The sequence below is a fragment of the Pseudarthrobacter sp. 10T415 genome, from assembly GCF_056394175.1.
The window spans coordinates 148,969-162,206 of the sequence record NZ_JBFTHJ010000003.1 but is presented as its reverse complement, the minus strand read 5'-3'; the positions used below and the strand labels follow the sequence as shown (position 1 = coordinate 162,206).

15 protein-coding genes are annotated in these 13,238 nt (G+C 67.3%); 7 read left to right on the top strand and 8 right to left on the bottom strand.

Features of this window, described 5'->3' with window-relative positions; genetic code table 11:
* The first annotated feature begins 17 nt into the window (after positions 1-17).
* From AC1DBN_RS06380 to AC1DBN_RS06365, 4 genes are all read left to right on the top strand, one after another.
* On the top strand, positions 18-662 hold the full coding sequence (locus tag AC1DBN_RS06380; protein WP_091722690.1) for a TetR/AcrR family transcriptional regulator: 645 nt from the start codon (positions 18-20) through the stop codon (positions 660-662).
* A gap of 115 nt (positions 663-777) precedes the next feature.
* Positions 778-1,083: a hypothetical protein gene (locus AC1DBN_RS06375; RefSeq protein ID WP_477722796.1), complete on the top strand. Its 306-nt coding sequence runs from the start codon at positions 778-780 to the stop codon at positions 1,081-1,083.
* Between the two features lie 210 nt (positions 1,084-1,293).
* Positions 1,294-1,863 (top strand): hypothetical protein, encoded by a 570-nt coding sequence (locus AC1DBN_RS06370; RefSeq protein WP_477722795.1) that lies wholly within the window; start codon positions 1,294-1,296, stop codon positions 1,861-1,863.
* A 46-nt stretch (positions 1,864-1,909) separates the two neighbouring features.
* On the top strand, positions 1,910-2,044 hold the full coding sequence (locus AC1DBN_RS06365) for a hypothetical protein (RefSeq protein WP_477722794.1): 135 nt from the start codon (positions 1,910-1,912) through the stop codon (positions 2,042-2,044).
* Positions 2,045-2,134: 90 nt separating this feature from the next.
* On the opposite strand, the gene AC1DBN_RS06360 is transcribed toward AC1DBN_RS06365, so the two are convergent.
* Both AC1DBN_RS06360 and paaZ read right to left on the bottom strand, forming a co-directional pair.
* A complete protein-coding gene (locus AC1DBN_RS06360; RefSeq protein WP_091722700.1) occupies positions 2,135-2,542 on the bottom strand; it encodes a VOC family protein in 408 nt (135 codons plus the stop codon).
* A gap of 231 nt (positions 2,543-2,773) precedes the next feature.
* On the bottom strand, positions 2,774-4,882 hold the full coding sequence (gene paaZ, locus AC1DBN_RS06355) for a phenylacetic acid degradation bifunctional protein PaaZ (RefSeq protein ID WP_477722793.1): 2,109 nt from the start codon (positions 4,880-4,882) through the stop codon (positions 2,774-2,776).
* A gap of 124 nt (positions 4,883-5,006) precedes the next feature.
* On the opposite strand from paaZ, the gene AC1DBN_RS06350 reads away from it, so the two are divergent.
* Both AC1DBN_RS06350 and AC1DBN_RS06345 read left to right on the top strand, forming a co-directional pair.
* Positions 5,007-5,438: a PaaI family thioesterase gene (locus tag AC1DBN_RS06350; RefSeq protein ID WP_477722792.1), complete on the top strand. Its 432-nt coding sequence runs from the start codon at positions 5,007-5,009 to the stop codon at positions 5,436-5,438.
* A 107-nt stretch (positions 5,439-5,545) separates the two neighbouring features.
* Positions 5,546-6,253, top strand: coding sequence for a DUF4397 domain-containing protein (locus AC1DBN_RS06345; protein WP_477722791.1), 708 nt, complete (start codon positions 5,546-5,548; stop codon positions 6,251-6,253).
* Positions 6,254-6,323: 70 nt separating this feature from the next.
* Here the strand turns inward: AC1DBN_RS06345 and AC1DBN_RS06340 are convergent, their stop codons facing one another.
* The 3 genes from AC1DBN_RS06340 to AC1DBN_RS06330 form a co-directional block, all read right to left on the bottom strand.
* Positions 6,324-8,492, bottom strand: coding sequence for a S1 family peptidase (locus tag AC1DBN_RS06340; protein WP_477722790.1), 2,169 nt, complete (start codon positions 8,490-8,492; stop codon positions 6,324-6,326).
* Positions 8,489-9,208, bottom strand: coding sequence for a tyrosine-protein phosphatase (locus tag AC1DBN_RS06335; protein WP_231994346.1), 720 nt, complete (start codon positions 9,206-9,208; stop codon positions 8,489-8,491). Before AC1DBN_RS06335 ends, AC1DBN_RS06340 begins: the two co-directional genes overlap by 4 nt.
* Positions 9,209-9,283: 75 nt before the next feature.
* Positions 9,284-9,892, bottom strand: coding sequence for a GNAT family N-acetyltransferase (locus tag AC1DBN_RS06330; protein WP_091722716.1), 609 nt, complete (start codon positions 9,890-9,892; stop codon positions 9,284-9,286).
* Between the two features lie 74 nt (positions 9,893-9,966).
* Here AC1DBN_RS06330 and AC1DBN_RS06325 point away from each other — a divergent pair, with 74 nt between their 5' ends.
* The gene (locus AC1DBN_RS06325; RefSeq protein WP_091722719.1) at positions 9,967-10,200 is read left to right on the top strand and encodes a DUF6480 family protein; all 234 of its coding nucleotides are present in this window, start codon (positions 9,967-9,969) and stop codon (positions 10,198-10,200) included.
* A gap of 24 nt (positions 10,201-10,224) precedes the next feature.
* Here the strand turns inward: AC1DBN_RS06325 and AC1DBN_RS06320 are convergent, their stop codons facing one another.
* The 3 genes from AC1DBN_RS06320 to AC1DBN_RS06310 are packed head-to-tail and all read right to left on the bottom strand — an operon-like array spanning position 10,225 to position 13,157.
* Entirely contained in the window at positions 10,225-11,121 is an 897-nt protein-coding gene (locus tag AC1DBN_RS06320) for a 3-hydroxyacyl-CoA dehydrogenase family protein (protein ID WP_477722789.1), read from the bottom strand.
* A gap of 6 nt (positions 11,122-11,127) precedes the next feature.
* Positions 11,128-11,931, bottom strand: coding sequence for an enoyl-CoA hydratase/isomerase family protein (locus tag AC1DBN_RS06315; RefSeq protein ID WP_477722788.1), 804 nt, complete (start codon positions 11,929-11,931; stop codon positions 11,128-11,130).
* Positions 11,931-13,157, bottom strand: a complete 1,227-nt coding sequence (locus tag AC1DBN_RS06310; RefSeq protein WP_477722787.1) for a thiolase family protein — start codon at positions 13,155-13,157, stop codon at positions 11,931-11,933. The genes AC1DBN_RS06315 and AC1DBN_RS06310 overlap by 1 nt, the downstream gene beginning before the upstream one ends.
* Positions 13,158-13,238 lie beyond the last annotated feature (81 nt).

The window sequence follows — 13,238 nt, the reverse complement described above, 5'->3', positions numbered from 1 at the left end:
ATGAGAAACTAGCCACTATGCCCAGCCAGACCACCAGCACCAACGGCGCAGCCGCCAACGGATCAGCCAAGCGCGGCCGCCCCGGCTACGACCAGCAATCGGTGCTGCGCATCGCCGTCGACGTCTTCAACCGCCATGGCTACGACGCGACGTCCATGGGGATCCTCGCGGACAACCTGGGCATCTCCAAGTCGGCCATCTACCACCACGTGCCGTCCAAGGGCGATCTGCTGAAGCTCGCCCTGGACCACGCGCTGGGCGGGCTGGAGTCCATCCTGGAACAGCCCGAGGCCACCGCAGGTGCCGCCGATGCCCGGCTGGAGTTCGTGCTGCGGCGCACCGTGGCGGTCCTCGTGGAGCGCCTGCCGTTCGTCACCCTGCTGCTGCGGCTGCGGGGCAACACCGAGATCGAGCGGGACGCGCTGGAACGCCGCCGCACGTTCGACCACAAGGTGGCTGCACTCATTTCCGCCGCCCGCGATGAAGGGTCACTGCGCCAGGACATCGACCCGCGCACGGTTACCCGCCTCCTGTTTGGCATGATCAACTCCATCGTGGAGTGGTACAAGCCCGGCGGTTCCCTGAGCCCCGGGAAGCTCGCGGACGATGTCATCACCATGGCCTTCGACGGCCTACACGGGCAAGCGACCCCCACAGCCTGACCTTCCCTGGCCTTCACTGTCACCGGGCACTCCGCAAGTAATAAGGGTGCTTGGTATTTTCCCTGCTTCGAGGCTACGGTGGTAGAAAGCCACTGATAACAGGGAGGTAGGGAAGATGAGCACCCACAAAGAAGAGCCCGACGCAGGATTCATCGTTCCGGATCCGTCCAAGATCCGGGAGGACATCCCCGGGGACGCAGCCGATGAAGCAAACGTCATCCGCTTCAGCGAGGAGCAGGCCCTGATCGAGGAGCAGTCGCACGGCATCCGGCCGGACACCTACAGCGTCCCCGCCGGCGGTCCCACCATGGATGAGGCCCGCGGCAACATGGACCTCTCCGATCAGAGCGAGTCCGGCAAGGGCACCGGCCGCGAGGATGACAGCAGCGATGACGGGCTGCACGGCGGCGCGGAGTCCTGACTCCCCCGCACTAAACCCTGGGCGGTATACCCGCCCGGGCGCGCAGTAACTTACAGGCCCGGCGATGGGCAGCCCTGCCCATCGCCGGGCCTGTTTTTGCGCCGTAAACTCGGGACCACCAACCACATAAATGGCCTTCGCATCTCCGCGGGCCAATAAATCCATACGTTATAGTTATCCGTGTTCGCATCACATCTTCAGGGGGAAATCATGATCAGGAACCGCACTTCTTCGCGCCCGTTGACCGCCTTGGGCGTTGCCGCCGTACTGGGGCTGGGACTGTCCGCTTGCGCAACTGAGGCGCCTGCGGCCTCCGAAACCCGGCCGTCAACCGAAGCGGCCACTTCAGCTTCCGCGTCACCCAGCAGCTCCGCCAGCGCGTCAGCCAGCGCTTCTGCTGCCGCCCCGGCCGGTGCCTCCGGAACCGCGAAGGACCTTACAGCTCCCGGGACAAAGCTCGGCCTGGGCGAAAAGGCAGTCACCCACACCAACACGGGCAAGGATAAGGCTGACGCCAAGTACACGGAAGCCACCTACACCACCAGCGTCACCAAGATCACCGCTGGCGCCGAGGCGGATCTCGCCGCGTTGAAGGACGCCGCGAAGTTCGCCGGGCAGACGCCGTACTACGTCTTCACCGAACACACCTTGGACAGCCTGAGCAAGCCCTCCGCCGGCATCAGCGAAACCCCGCCTGAACGCCCAGCTGAAGGATGGGACGGATGCCCAGAAGCTGATCATCATCGGCTCCCTGGACCAGTGCCCCACCAAGCGGTTTGAGACCACCGGCTCGAGTGACAACCTGAGCTACAAGGTGGGCAGCACCATGACATCGTGCCAGGTCTTCCTCGCACCCGCCGGCGACGAGATCGTCTCCGCGGACTACGCCGATTCCGGCTTCAGCTACGCAAGCTCCAGCGACAACCCGTACCGCAAGAACCCGATCGTCTGGTCCAAGTAGGGACCGGCCCAGCCCGCCAGCGGCCGGGCGACCAACCGACGCAGGGGCGCCCCGATCCGACCGGAGCGCCCCCGCTGCTGTTAATGCTTCCTAGACCTGGTAGTCCGGCTGGCCGTTCAGCCGCTCGTGGACGCAGAGGATGTTGTGCTCGGTGTCCATGAACCACGCACACTTTTCCGAGTCGGTGGTGCAGATGTGGCTTTCGGTCCGAAGGTTGGGCAGGTTGTAATCCTGGAACCGCACGCCCATGGCCTCCATGTCCCGGACGGTCCGTTCGATGTCCGTCACTTCGAAGCTCAAGGCCGTGTGCTCGGAGTGCTTGCCGTCCGATACGGGCATCAGCTGCAGCATCGGGCCGCCGTCGGTGCCGAGTAATTCGCTTCCATCGTCTGTCATTCCGCGGTGCGGGAGTCCGAGTTTCCCGGTGTAGAAACTGCGGGCGCGGGCTGCGTCATCGACCGGCAGGATGGTTGTGGCTGTGCTCATTTTGAGGGTCATGTGGCCACCTCCTACGAGGCAGAATCTTACGCCGGGGAACCGCGAAACACCCTCCCCCTTTTGCCCCGCATCTCCCGCCCACCTTGACCACCCAAACGCCAGCTCACTAGTGGCGCTTAAGAACCGAACGCCAGCTCACCTGGGTGAGCTGGCGTTCGGCGGTAAGACACCACGAGTGAGCGCGCGTCGCAGGGGAAGCGACCACAAGTGAGCGCGCGTCGGGGAGGGGGGCTACTTTTCGACGAGGGTGAGGACGTCGTAAGTGGCCACGATCTCGTCGTCCTGGTTGGTGAGGACGGCGTCCCAGGCCACCTCGCCGTATTCGTCCGTTTCACGCGGCGTGATCTTCTTCGCGGTGAGGGTCACCCGGATGGAGTCGCCGGCGGCAACAGGGGTGATGAAGCGCAGGTTCTCCAGCCCGTAGTTGGCCAGGACGGGGCCCGGTGCCGGCTCTACGAACAGCCCGGCGCCCCAGGCCAGCAGGAGGTAGCCGTGCGCCACGATGCCCGGGAAGAACGGGTTGGCCTCGGCGGCCTCCTGGTTGGTGTGGGCGTAGAAGGTGTCCCCGGTGGTGTTGGCGAAGGCCGTGATGTCCTCCAGGGTGACCTGCCGCAGGTCCGAGCGGACGGCATCGCCGATGCGCAGGGTCTGCAGGTGCTTGCGGAACGGGTGCGTCCCCTCAGTGTCCACCGTGAAGTTGCGGTCCGCCCCTGTGTGCCAAACGCCGGTGACGGCGGTGAGCATGTTGGGCGAGCCCTGGATGGCGGTGCGCTGCATGTGGTGCAGGACCGAGCGGATGCCGCCGAGCTCCTCGCCGCCGCCGGCGCGGCCGGGGCCGCCGTGCACCAGGTGCGGGACGGGTGAGCCGTGTCCGGTTGAGGTGCGGGCGTCTTCGCGGTTCAGCATGAGGACGCGGCCGTGGTGCGCGGCAATGCCGGTGACCAGTTCACGCGCCACGTCGGGATCGTTGGTGCAGACGGAGGCCACCAGCGAGCCGCCGCCGCGGGCGGCAAGCCGGACGGCGTCGGCGAGGTCCGTGTAGCCCACCACGGAGGAGACCGGGCCGAAAGCTTCCAGCGAGTGCAGCGCCTCGGCTTCGGGATTGTCCCAGTTGAGGACCACGGGGGCCATGAAGGCGCCGGCGTCCACCACGCCGGTGGTTCCGTCGGCCGAGGTGACCGACGGCGAATCGAGGGTTCCGTACGCAAGCTCACCGCCGGCGTCGAGCATGGACTGCACGGCCACCCGGACGTCCTCAAGCTGTTCCACGGACGCCAGCGCACCCATGGTGACGCCCTCGGCGCGCGGGTCGCCCACCACCACGCGCTCCTGGATGCGCTTGCCGATGGCGGCGGAAACCGCGGACACCAGCTCCTGCGGCACGATGGCGCGGCGGATGGCGGTGCACTTCTGGCCCGCCTTGACGGTCATCTCGGTGACCACGGATTTGACGAAGGCCTCGAACTCCGGGGTGCCCTCCACAGCGTCGGGGCCGAGGATGGCGGCGTTGAGGGAGTCGGTTTCGGACGTGAACCGGACGCCGCCCTCCACCACGTTCGGGTGCGCCTTCAGGGACTTGGCGGTGGCGGCGGACCCGGTGAAGGACACCAGGTCCCGGTAGTCCAGCACGTCCAGCAGTCCGCGGACCGAGCCGGAGACCAGCTGCAGCGACCCCTTGGGCAGGATGTTGGACTCCACGATGGCCTTCACCACCGCAGCGGCAACGTAGCCGGTGGGGGTGGCGGGCTTGACGATGGTGGGTACGCCGGCGATAAACGCGGGGGCGAACTTTTCCAGCATGCCCCACACCGGGAAGTTGAAGGCGTTGATCTGCACTGCGACGCCGGGGATGCGGGTGTAGATGTGTTCGCCGGCGAAGGATCCGTCCTTGGACAGCACCTCCATGGGGCCGTCCACCACCACCTGCGAGTTGGGCAGTTCGCGCCGGCCCTTGGAGCCGAAGGTGAAGAGCACGCCGATGCCACCGTCGATGTCCACCATGGAATCGATCTTGGTGGCGCCGGTCTGGTACGAGAAGCCGTAGAAGTGTTCGCGGCGGGCGTTCAGGTACTGCGCCAGCTCCTTGAGCTTGAGGGCGCGCTGGTGGAAGGTCAGCTTGCCCAGCTCGGCCTGGCCGGTGGTCCGGCCGAATTCCACGGCGGCCGCGAGGTCCAGCCCCTCGGTGCTCACCTTGGCCAGGAGCTCGCCCGTGCTGGCGTCGCGGACCGGGGTGGCAGCGGCGGAGCCGGTTTCGGGCGTCCACCAGGAGTCCATAATGAAGCTGGGCACCGTCTCCACGGTATCGAGCGTGGCGTGGGGCGCTGTGGCAGTGGTGGTCATCGTTGACGGGTCCTTCCAAAAAGGGGCAGACAAACGGCTGGTTGATACTGCAATGATTACTGACCGTCCGTTCGGTAATATAAGTACCATACAGGAATGTCCCCGCTGCGCACTAGGAGAGCACATGAACGACGCCGCCCCGCACCACTCCCCCACAGAGTACGAACTGTGGAAGATCACCCTCGGTGAACTCGACGAGAAGATGGGCGTGAAGATCCTGGAGGAGTCCGTGGAGCGGGTAGTCGCCACCATGCCTGTGGAGGGAAACCGGCAGTCCTTCGGCCTGCTGCACGGCGGTGCTTCGCTGGCAGTGGGTGAGGCGGTGGGCTCCTGGGCGGCGGTTATCCACGCGAGCACCCTGGGCAAGACGGCGGTGGGCATCGACGTCTCCGCGACGCACCACCGCTCCGCCCGGGAAGGCCAGATCACCATCACGGCCACGCCCATCCACCTGGGCGGCACGCTGACCACCCACGAAGTGCTTATCACCAACGAGGCCGGCCAGCGGCTCTGCACCCTGCGCATCACCAACCTGCTGCGGAAGCACAAACACTAGGCACCAAAAAATGTTTCCCGGGCCTGCATCCAAAGACCCCTTTCCCGCGGTATTAAGCGCGTAAGCACAAACAGCCCGGCCACCGGGCATCCTTCAAGGAGTTTGATATGCGCAAAATCAGCTACGCCGCCGGAGCACTTTCACTCGCTGCTTCGTTGGCCTTCGCCGCCCCCGCCCAGGCCGGCGGATGGCACCATGATGACGACCCCGCGCTGCTGTCCGTACTTCATGGCGTTCCCGGCCTGACCGTGGATGTGTGGGTCAACGGCGCCCTCACGCTGGACGACTTCAAGCCCGGCACCCTGGCAGGACCGCTGGAACTGGCCGCCGGCGATTACCAGATCGCCATCACGGCCGCCGACGCCACCAGCGCCGACAACCCGGTCATCGGACCCGTGGACGTGGAGCTCGAAGAGGGCGGCAACTACACCGCCGTGGCCCACCTCAATGCCGATGGTGCACCCACCGCTACGCTCTTCACCAACGACACCAAGGCTCCCCGCAACGACAGCAAAGGCAAGCTGACGGTCCGGCACGTAGCGGCAGCTCCCGCCGTCGACGTCCTGGCCGGTGGGAAAGCGGTCATCGAAGGGCTGAGCAACCCGGACGAGGCCACGCTGAAGCTGAAGGCCGGCACCTACTCGGCGTCGGTGGCTGCAGCCGGCACCACCGATCCCGTGATCGGCCCGGCGGACGTCACCGTTGAGGGCGGGAAGAACACCATCGTTTACGCGTGGGGAAGCCTGGCTGACGGCACCCTGGGCGTGGCAGTGCAGGTGGTTGACGGCACGAACAGGTGGCACGGCCACCACTGACCGCCAGCCAAACCGCTTTTTAGGCCGGACGGGCGGGGCGCTTTACGCGTCCCGCCCGTCCGCTGTTCATTTAGCCGAGCTGCCGGCCCCCGCGCCGCACCAGGATTGTCATGATGATTCCGACGGCGAGCGCCGCGGCCGCTGCGAGGGCTGCGGGAACCAGCCCCGACGGTCCGGTGTTTGCCAGGTCCGCGGGGGACGTGCCGGCATCAAAAGGTACGACGACGAGACCTGCGTCCGCAGGCGGCTGCGGTGCCGCGGGCGCGGGCACAGCCGGGGCCGGGTCAGCGGGGACGGCTGGAACGGGTGCCGGGTCCGCGGGAACGACGGGCTGGGGCTGTTCCGGTGCGGGCGGTTCCGGGGCAGGAACGCCGGGAACCGGATTGCCGGGGGCAGGCAGCCCCGGCGCAGGCGGCTCCGCTGCTGCCTTGGCAAACTCAAACTCGACGGCGCCCGAGGTGCTGAAGCCGTTGACCGTCTCGGCCGTAAAGCGGAGGGGTCCGTTGCCGTCCGGTGCGGTGAAGCTCCAGTTGCCCGCGGCGTCGACAGGGACCTCCACCGGGTCCTCGCCCTCCACCGTGACCTTGACCGTGGAGCCTGCGGCGACGGCGGAAGCGGGGGCTGCCGGGACGTTGCCGCTGATGGCCTGCCCCGGTTCATAGCTTCCGCCGGGGAGGGGCGAGCTGACAGCCGGCTTGTTGAGGAACAGTTCCAGCTGGTAGCCGGGAAGGACGGCCAGGCTTTCCGAGATTGTGGCGCCGACGGCGAAGTTTGCGGGTACCGGCTCGCCTGGCGCGGGCGGCGCGTCACCGGCGGCGTGCGTTCCCACCGCGTAGTTGCCGCTGACGTAGGGGCCTCCGGAGTCGCCCCCGCTGGACTGAACGCCATAGGAGAGGAATCCGCGGAAGGCGCGGAGATCGGTGGGATCTGCGGCGAAGTCAGGGCCGGGCACCACGTAGATTCCCACGGCGTCCACTGTTCCGCAGGACCAGTCTGAGGTCCGGCCCGAGCGGCAGATGGGCATTCCCAGTACCGGATCGGCAGTGCCGATGATCTTCACATCCGGGCCGGGCTGTGAAGGATCACCCCAGGTGCTGGCGGCAGGCAGCGGATCCAGTCCCTCCGGAATGTTGTGGATCACCGAAATGTCCGTGCCCACGTTTCCGGGGTTCTCGGGGTCCGCAGGGTTCTCGATGATGCGGGAGTTGCCGGGGCCGCCAAACTGGCTGAACCCGAACTCGCCCAGCGGGTCCTTCCGGACGAACTGGAACTCCAGGGTTGCCGTTACCGCCTGCCCGTCCGAGGCACAGTGACCTGCGCTGAGGACGGCAGGCAGTCCCGCGGGGTCGAAGGCGGAGAACCCGGTGGAGCAGATCCAGCCGGTATCGGCGATGTAGCCCACTCCGCCGGGAACTTCGGCCTCGGGCTTGAGGGGTGCGCCGCCGTCGAGCTCCACGTTGGCGTACCGGGCCACGAAGTCGGCCGGCGAGACCTTGCCGGAGGCTCCCGCCGCCGTCGTTCCTGCTGTGGTGGTCCCGGCTGCAGTGGTTCCGGCTGCGGTTGTTGCGTCAGCCGCCACCCCACCGGCCTGTCCGGCGGACTCGGGTGCGTTCAGCGCCCCGGTGCGGATGACGAACTTCCCGTCCGCGGCCATGACTGCCTGCAGGCCTTCGGGGCCGACATCGCGCACGTATGCCTGGAAGAGCTGCTCGGTGCTGACCGCCAACTGTGAGCCATTTGCTGCTCCCCCGCCGGAGGGTGCTGCGCCGCCGTCGGTACGCCGGGCCTGCGGGGCCTCCACGGTGAGGTCCGGAAGGGTCCCGGCGAGCGCTGCCACTTTGGCGAGGAACTCCGGGCCGGATCCGGTGACCACCACGTGGCCGTCGGCCAGCCGGATCCCGGCGTAACCGGGGACGTCGCGCAACTGGGCGGCCGCGGCTGCTGCCTGGGCGCCAAGCTCACCGGCCGCGGTGAACTGCTCCCGGGTGAGTCCGAGGTCCCGCTGGACGGCGGCGTCCAGCGGGACCTCCGACAGCCCGGAGACCTGTGTCCCGGCGGCAGGTGTTCCGGCCCCAGGTGTTCCGCCGGCAGGCGTTCCGACTGGTGGCGCATCGGGGGACGCCGTGGATGCGGCCTGACCGTCGGCTGCCCAGGCCGGTGCAGCCACGTAGGCCGACGACGCCAGGATGCCTGCAACGGCACCCAGCGAGAGGTACCTGCGCACTGACGGCGGGGTCATCGGGGCACACCCGCTCCACACAGGGACAGCACGGCGTCGAGTTGGCCGCCGCTGAGTCCGTTCTTCAGGAGGTAGCCACGGCTGTCCAGGGTCCGCACGAAGTCCACAACGGCTTTCCCGCGCTGCTCCAGCAGCGGCGCCAGTTCGTCGTCGGCCAGGTAGCGTTCCCTGTCATGCGGAGGCCCATGGGTCCGGTACCGCTCGTTGATGCCACGCGCTGCCCGCCGGTAGCCCTCGGCGATCTGATGGTCCGAGTCCCCCGCGAGGTCCTGCACCATGGCCGCCACCAGGCCGCTGCGGTCCCGTCCCGCGGCGCAGTGCAGCACCACCGCACCCCGGTCTGCGGCATCAGCCAACGCGCGAAAGACTCCCGCGATCCTGTTCGGGAACAGGCGGGCGTTTTCCGTGTAGTAGGCGGGGTCGTTCAGGTAGGGTCCGGTCAGCGCGGCGAACTGCTGGTGGTTGGCTTCCTCCGTGGGAGCCGACACCACGGCCAGTCCGTGCAGCGCGGCCGCTGGCACCACCGGATCTGTGTCCCGGCGCCGAGCTTCCGCTGCGTTACGGAGATCCACTACTGTGCGGACGCCGTCGTCGTACGCCTGCCGCCAGCCGGCTTCCGTGAGCCATTCCCGCCGGCCCATGCGGTACACGCCGCCGGCAACGTGCCAGGCATTGACAGCACCATCCCAGTCCATGGACCCGCCCGCTTTCTCCATCCGCACAGCTAACCACAAGCACGTGAACCCCGCATGTCACAGACGGGTACCAAGACAAACGGCTTCAGCCCGGTCCTACCCGCGCCGGTCCAGGCGGTATTCCAGGCCGGCGCGGACCATGGGCCATTCGTGTTCCAGGATGGAGAACACCACGGTGTCGCGCAGCAGGCCGTCGCGGGTCCGGGAGTGGCTGCGGAGGACGCCGTCCTGTTTGGCGCCCAGCCGGGCGATTGCTTCGCGGGACTGGTGGTTCAGCCAGTGCGTGCGGAACTCCACGGCCGGGCAGCCAAGCGCCTCGAACGCGTGCTGCAGCAGCAGGAGCTTGGAGTCCGGGTTTGTTCCGCTCCCCTGTACTGATGCCGCGTTCCAGGTGGAGCCGATCTCCACGCGGGGAGTGCCGGCGTCGACGTTCATATAGGTGGTCATCCCGATGACCCGGCCGGGACCGCCGGTTTCCGGGTCGATCAGCCGCGTGGTGAACGGCAGCATGGACCCTTGCTCCTGCAACGCCAGGCGGCGCCGGATCTCCCCCGCCATCTCGGCGGGAGACGGCACGGAGGTGTACCAGAGTTTCCACAGCTCGCCGTCCTCCGCCGCCTGCACCAGCCCGTCGTGGTGGGCTGGGTCGAGGGGCTCGAGGATTACGTACCGGCCGGTCAGGGTAAGGGGCTCAAGGAAAGTCACTGCACCAGCCTAGGACCAAACACCGGGGCCGGTTACGCTGGGGAAAGCCCCAGACCGCGAGCAAGGGAGTTAACGTGTCAGGAACCAATCCGGACCCGGAAGACGACAAGATCACAGGCCTGGAACCCGGCGGCGGAGTTCCCCCGGGCGAAACCCCGCCCGGGGAAGGCTCGGTGGCGGGCACTCAGGAACCCCGGCAACCTGGTTCCGGGAGGGGCCAGCAGATCTTTTGGCTTGGAGCCATTGGCGCAGGCGTCCTGCTGTTCCTGCTGTTTTTCATCGGCTACATCGTCGGCTTCTTCGACTAGGCGCCGCACCTCTCGCGGGTTGCCCTAGCTGGGCCAGTCGAAGAAGCCCTTGCCGGTTTTGCGGCCGAGTTCGCCGCGGGCCACCTTGTCGCGGAGGATCTGCGGCGGGGCGAAACGGTCGCCAAGGGTGGACTGCAGGTATTCGGCGATGCCCAGCCGCACGTCCAGGCCCACGATATCGGTGGTCCGCAGCGGACCGGTGGGGTGCTTGTAGCCCAGCACCATGGCGTTATCGATGTCCTCGGCCGACGCAACGCCCTCTTCGACCATCCGCATCGCTTCCAGCGCGATGGCCACGCCCAGCCGGGACGAGGCAAAGCCCGGCGCGTCATTGACGACGACGGCGGTCTTGCCCAGTGCCGCCACCCACCTTTTCGCCGCGTCAGCGAGTCCGGGTGCGGTGTGTTCGCCGAGGACCACCTCGATCAGCGTGGATGCCGGGACCGGGTTGAAGAAGTGCAGCCCCAGGAAGTTCCCGGGCCGCTGCAGTTCCTTCGCGAGCCCGTTCACCGACAGCGAGGACGTGTTCGACGCCAGATACGCCTCCGGAGCCAGCCGCTCCTCGATCCCGCGCAACGAGGAAACCTTCAGGTCCCAGTCCTCCGGAACAGCTTCAACCACCAGTTGCCGGTCTTTGAACGCGTCATAATCCACGCCCACCGTCAGCCGTGAAGCCATCTCATCAAGGTTCGCGTCCACCACGCCACGCTCGATGCTCTTGGCCGCGGCAGACTCCACCCGCTCCCGGGCAGCCTCGGCCGACTGCTCATCACGCTCCACCACCAGCACCTCGGCGCCCTTGATCAGGAACGCGTGCGCGATGCCCGCGCCCATCCGGCCACCACCCAGCACCCCCACAAAATGGGGCAGGTCAGTGGAAAGGTCAGCGGGCAGGCCAGCAGGAATTGCAGTGTTGCTCATGGGTTTCTACTTTCCGTCAGCGGTGTCGGAGGATGCAGCCTTCTTGGCCGCGTTGCGGTCCAGGAACTTCTGCATGCGGTCGAACTTGGCCTGCGATTCGAAGAGGATGCCCTGGGCCAGCTGGTCGATCAGCGGGTGCGCTTCAGCCGGAGCATGGAACACGGACTTGGTGATCCGGACGGCGAGGGGGTCCTGCCGGGCGATGCGGTCCGCAAGGCTGTGGGCGGCACCCAGAAGGTCCGCGGGGCTATGGATCTCGCTGATGAGGTTGACGGCCAACGCCTCGTCGGCGCCCAGCACCTTGCCCGCAAGGAGGATCTGCTTGGCCACCGGCTCCCCCACCAGCTCCTTGAGCCGCCAGCTTGCACCGGCGGCGGCCAGAATCCCCAGCCCGGTCTCCGGGTTGCCGATCTTGACGTCCGGAGTCCCGATCCGGAAGTCGACCGCGTAGGCCAACTCCGCGCCGCCACCCAGGCAGTACCCGTCCACGGCTGCGATGACGGGCATGGGCAGCTTGGCGATCCGTACGAAAATGGTGGAGTTGATTCCCTGCAGGGCATCGTCCCGCCGCCGCTCACGGAGCTGGGCGATGTCGGCGCCGGAGGCGAACACCCCGTCCACGCCGGCGATGATCAGGACCTTGGGATTCTGTTCCAGCGCAGCACAGACGGTGTGCAGCTCATCCACCATCTGCTGGTCGATGGCGTTGCGCACCTCTGGGCGGTTCAGCAGGACCACCACACGGTCGCCCTGCTCCTCCACCAGGAGCGCGGAGAACTTCTCGGCCGCCAGATCCACAGCGCCCGGCATCAGATCTTCTCCAGCAGCATGGCCGTGCCCTGGCCGACGCCAACGCACATGGTGGCCAGGCCCATCTTGGCGTCCTCGCGTTCCATGCGGCCGAGCAAGGTGATGGCGATCCGTGAGCCGCTGGAACCGAGCGGATGGCCCAAAGCGATGGCACCGCCGTCGTTATTCACAATGTCCGGGTCCAGGCCCAGCCGGCGGATGCAGGCAAGGGACTGCGTGGCGAAGGCCTCGTTAAGTTCGACGGCGGACAGGTCACCGACGCTCAAGCCGGACCGCTTCAGGATCTTCTGCGTGGCCGGGACCGGGCCGATTCCCATGATCTCGGGCTCGCATCCAGCGGACGCGCCGTCGATAATCCGGGCACGCGGTGTCAGGCCGAGCCGCTCGATGGCCGCTTCGGACGCGATGATGATCGCGGAGGCGCCGTCGTTCAGCGACGAGGAGTTCCCGGCCGTGACCACCGATCCGCCATGCGCCACGGGCTTAAGTTTCGCCAGCACCTCGGCGGTGGTGCCGGCGCGGGGACCCTCATCGGTGTCCACCACGGTTTCGGCCTTGCGGGTCTGGACGGTGACCGGGACGATCTCGTCCTTGAACCGGCCGGCGGCGATGGCGGCGAGTGCACGTTCGTGGGAGCGGACGGCAAAGGCGTCGGCGTCCTCGCGGGAGATACCGTCCACCCGTGCCACTTCCTCAGCGGTTTCAGGCATGGCATAGGTCATTTTGCCGTCCCGGGACAACGCGCCGTGCTGGAACTGGGGGTTGGTGAAGCGCCACCCGATGGAAGTGTCGAAGATCTGCCCGGGCTTTGCGAAGGCCGCGCTCGGCTTCTCCTGCACCCACGGCGCCCGGCTCATCGACTCGACGCCGCCTGCGATCACGATGTCCGCGGCACCGGCTTTGATCATGTGGCTGGCCTGGATGATGGCGCTCAACCCGGACGCGCAAAGCCTGTTGACGGTAATTCCGGGGATGTGCATCGGCAGCCCGGCCAGGAGGACGGCCATCCGCGCGACGTTGCGGTTCTCTTCACCGGCGCCGTTCGCGTTGCCAAGGATCACCTCGTCGATGCTGTCCGGGTCCAGGCCGGCGCGTTGCACGGCTTCACGGACCACCAGCGCGGCCAGGTCATCGGGCCGGACCGCCGAGAGCGCACCTCCGTACCTGCCCACCGGAGTCCGGACTCCGCCTACCAGGAAAGCCTGGGGACCTGCGCTTGCAGCCATGGAAACACCCTTCACGCGATTAACAGCACTGTCACCGGCAGCCGGTATGGCGACATGCGCTACTTACCGACCGTTCGTTCT

Bases quoted from the DNA above. Each gene is read 5' to 3' on its own strand.
- AC1DBN_RS06380 (WP_091722690.1), top strand. From the start codon at position 18: ATGCCCAGCCAGACCACCAGCACCAACGGCGCAGCCGCCAACGGATCA.
- AC1DBN_RS06375 (WP_477722796.1), top strand. From the start codon at position 778: ATGAGCACCCACAAAGAAGAGCCCGACGCAGGATTCATCGTTCCGGAT.
- AC1DBN_RS06370 (WP_477722795.1), top strand. From the start codon at position 1,294: ATGATCAGGAACCGCACTTCTTCGCGCCCGTTGACCGCCTTGGGCGTT.
- AC1DBN_RS06365 (WP_477722794.1), top strand. From the start codon at position 1,910: ATGACATCGTGCCAGGTCTTCCTCGCACCCGCCGGCGACGAGATCGTC.
- AC1DBN_RS06360 (WP_091722700.1), bottom strand. From the start codon at position 2,542: ATGACCCTCAAAATGAGCACAGCCACAACCATCCTGCCGGTCGATGAC.
- paaZ (WP_477722793.1), bottom strand. From the start codon at position 4,882: ATGACCACCACTGCCACAGCGCCCCACGCCACGCTCGATACCGTGGAG.
- AC1DBN_RS06350 (WP_477722792.1), top strand. From the start codon at position 5,007: ATGAACGACGCCGCCCCGCACCACTCCCCCACAGAGTACGAACTGTGG.
- AC1DBN_RS06345 (WP_477722791.1), top strand. From the start codon at position 5,546: ATGCGCAAAATCAGCTACGCCGCCGGAGCACTTTCACTCGCTGCTTCG.
- AC1DBN_RS06340 (WP_477722790.1), bottom strand. From the start codon at position 8,492: ATGACCCCGCCGTCAGTGCGCAGGTACCTCTCGCTGGGTGCCGTTGCA.
- AC1DBN_RS06335 (WP_231994346.1), bottom strand. From the start codon at position 9,208: ATGGAGAAAGCGGGCGGGTCCATGGACTGGGATGGTGCTGTCAATGCC.
- AC1DBN_RS06320 (WP_477722789.1), bottom strand. From the start codon at position 11,121: ATGAGCAACACTGCAATTCCTGCTGGCCTGCCCGCTGACCTTTCCACT.
- AC1DBN_RS06315 (WP_477722788.1), bottom strand. From the start codon at position 11,931: ATGCCGGGCGCTGTGGATCTGGCGGCCGAGAAGTTCTCCGCGCTCCTG.
- AC1DBN_RS06310 (WP_477722787.1), bottom strand. From the start codon at position 13,157: ATGGCTGCAAGCGCAGGTCCCCAGGCTTTCCTGGTAGGCGGAGTCCGG.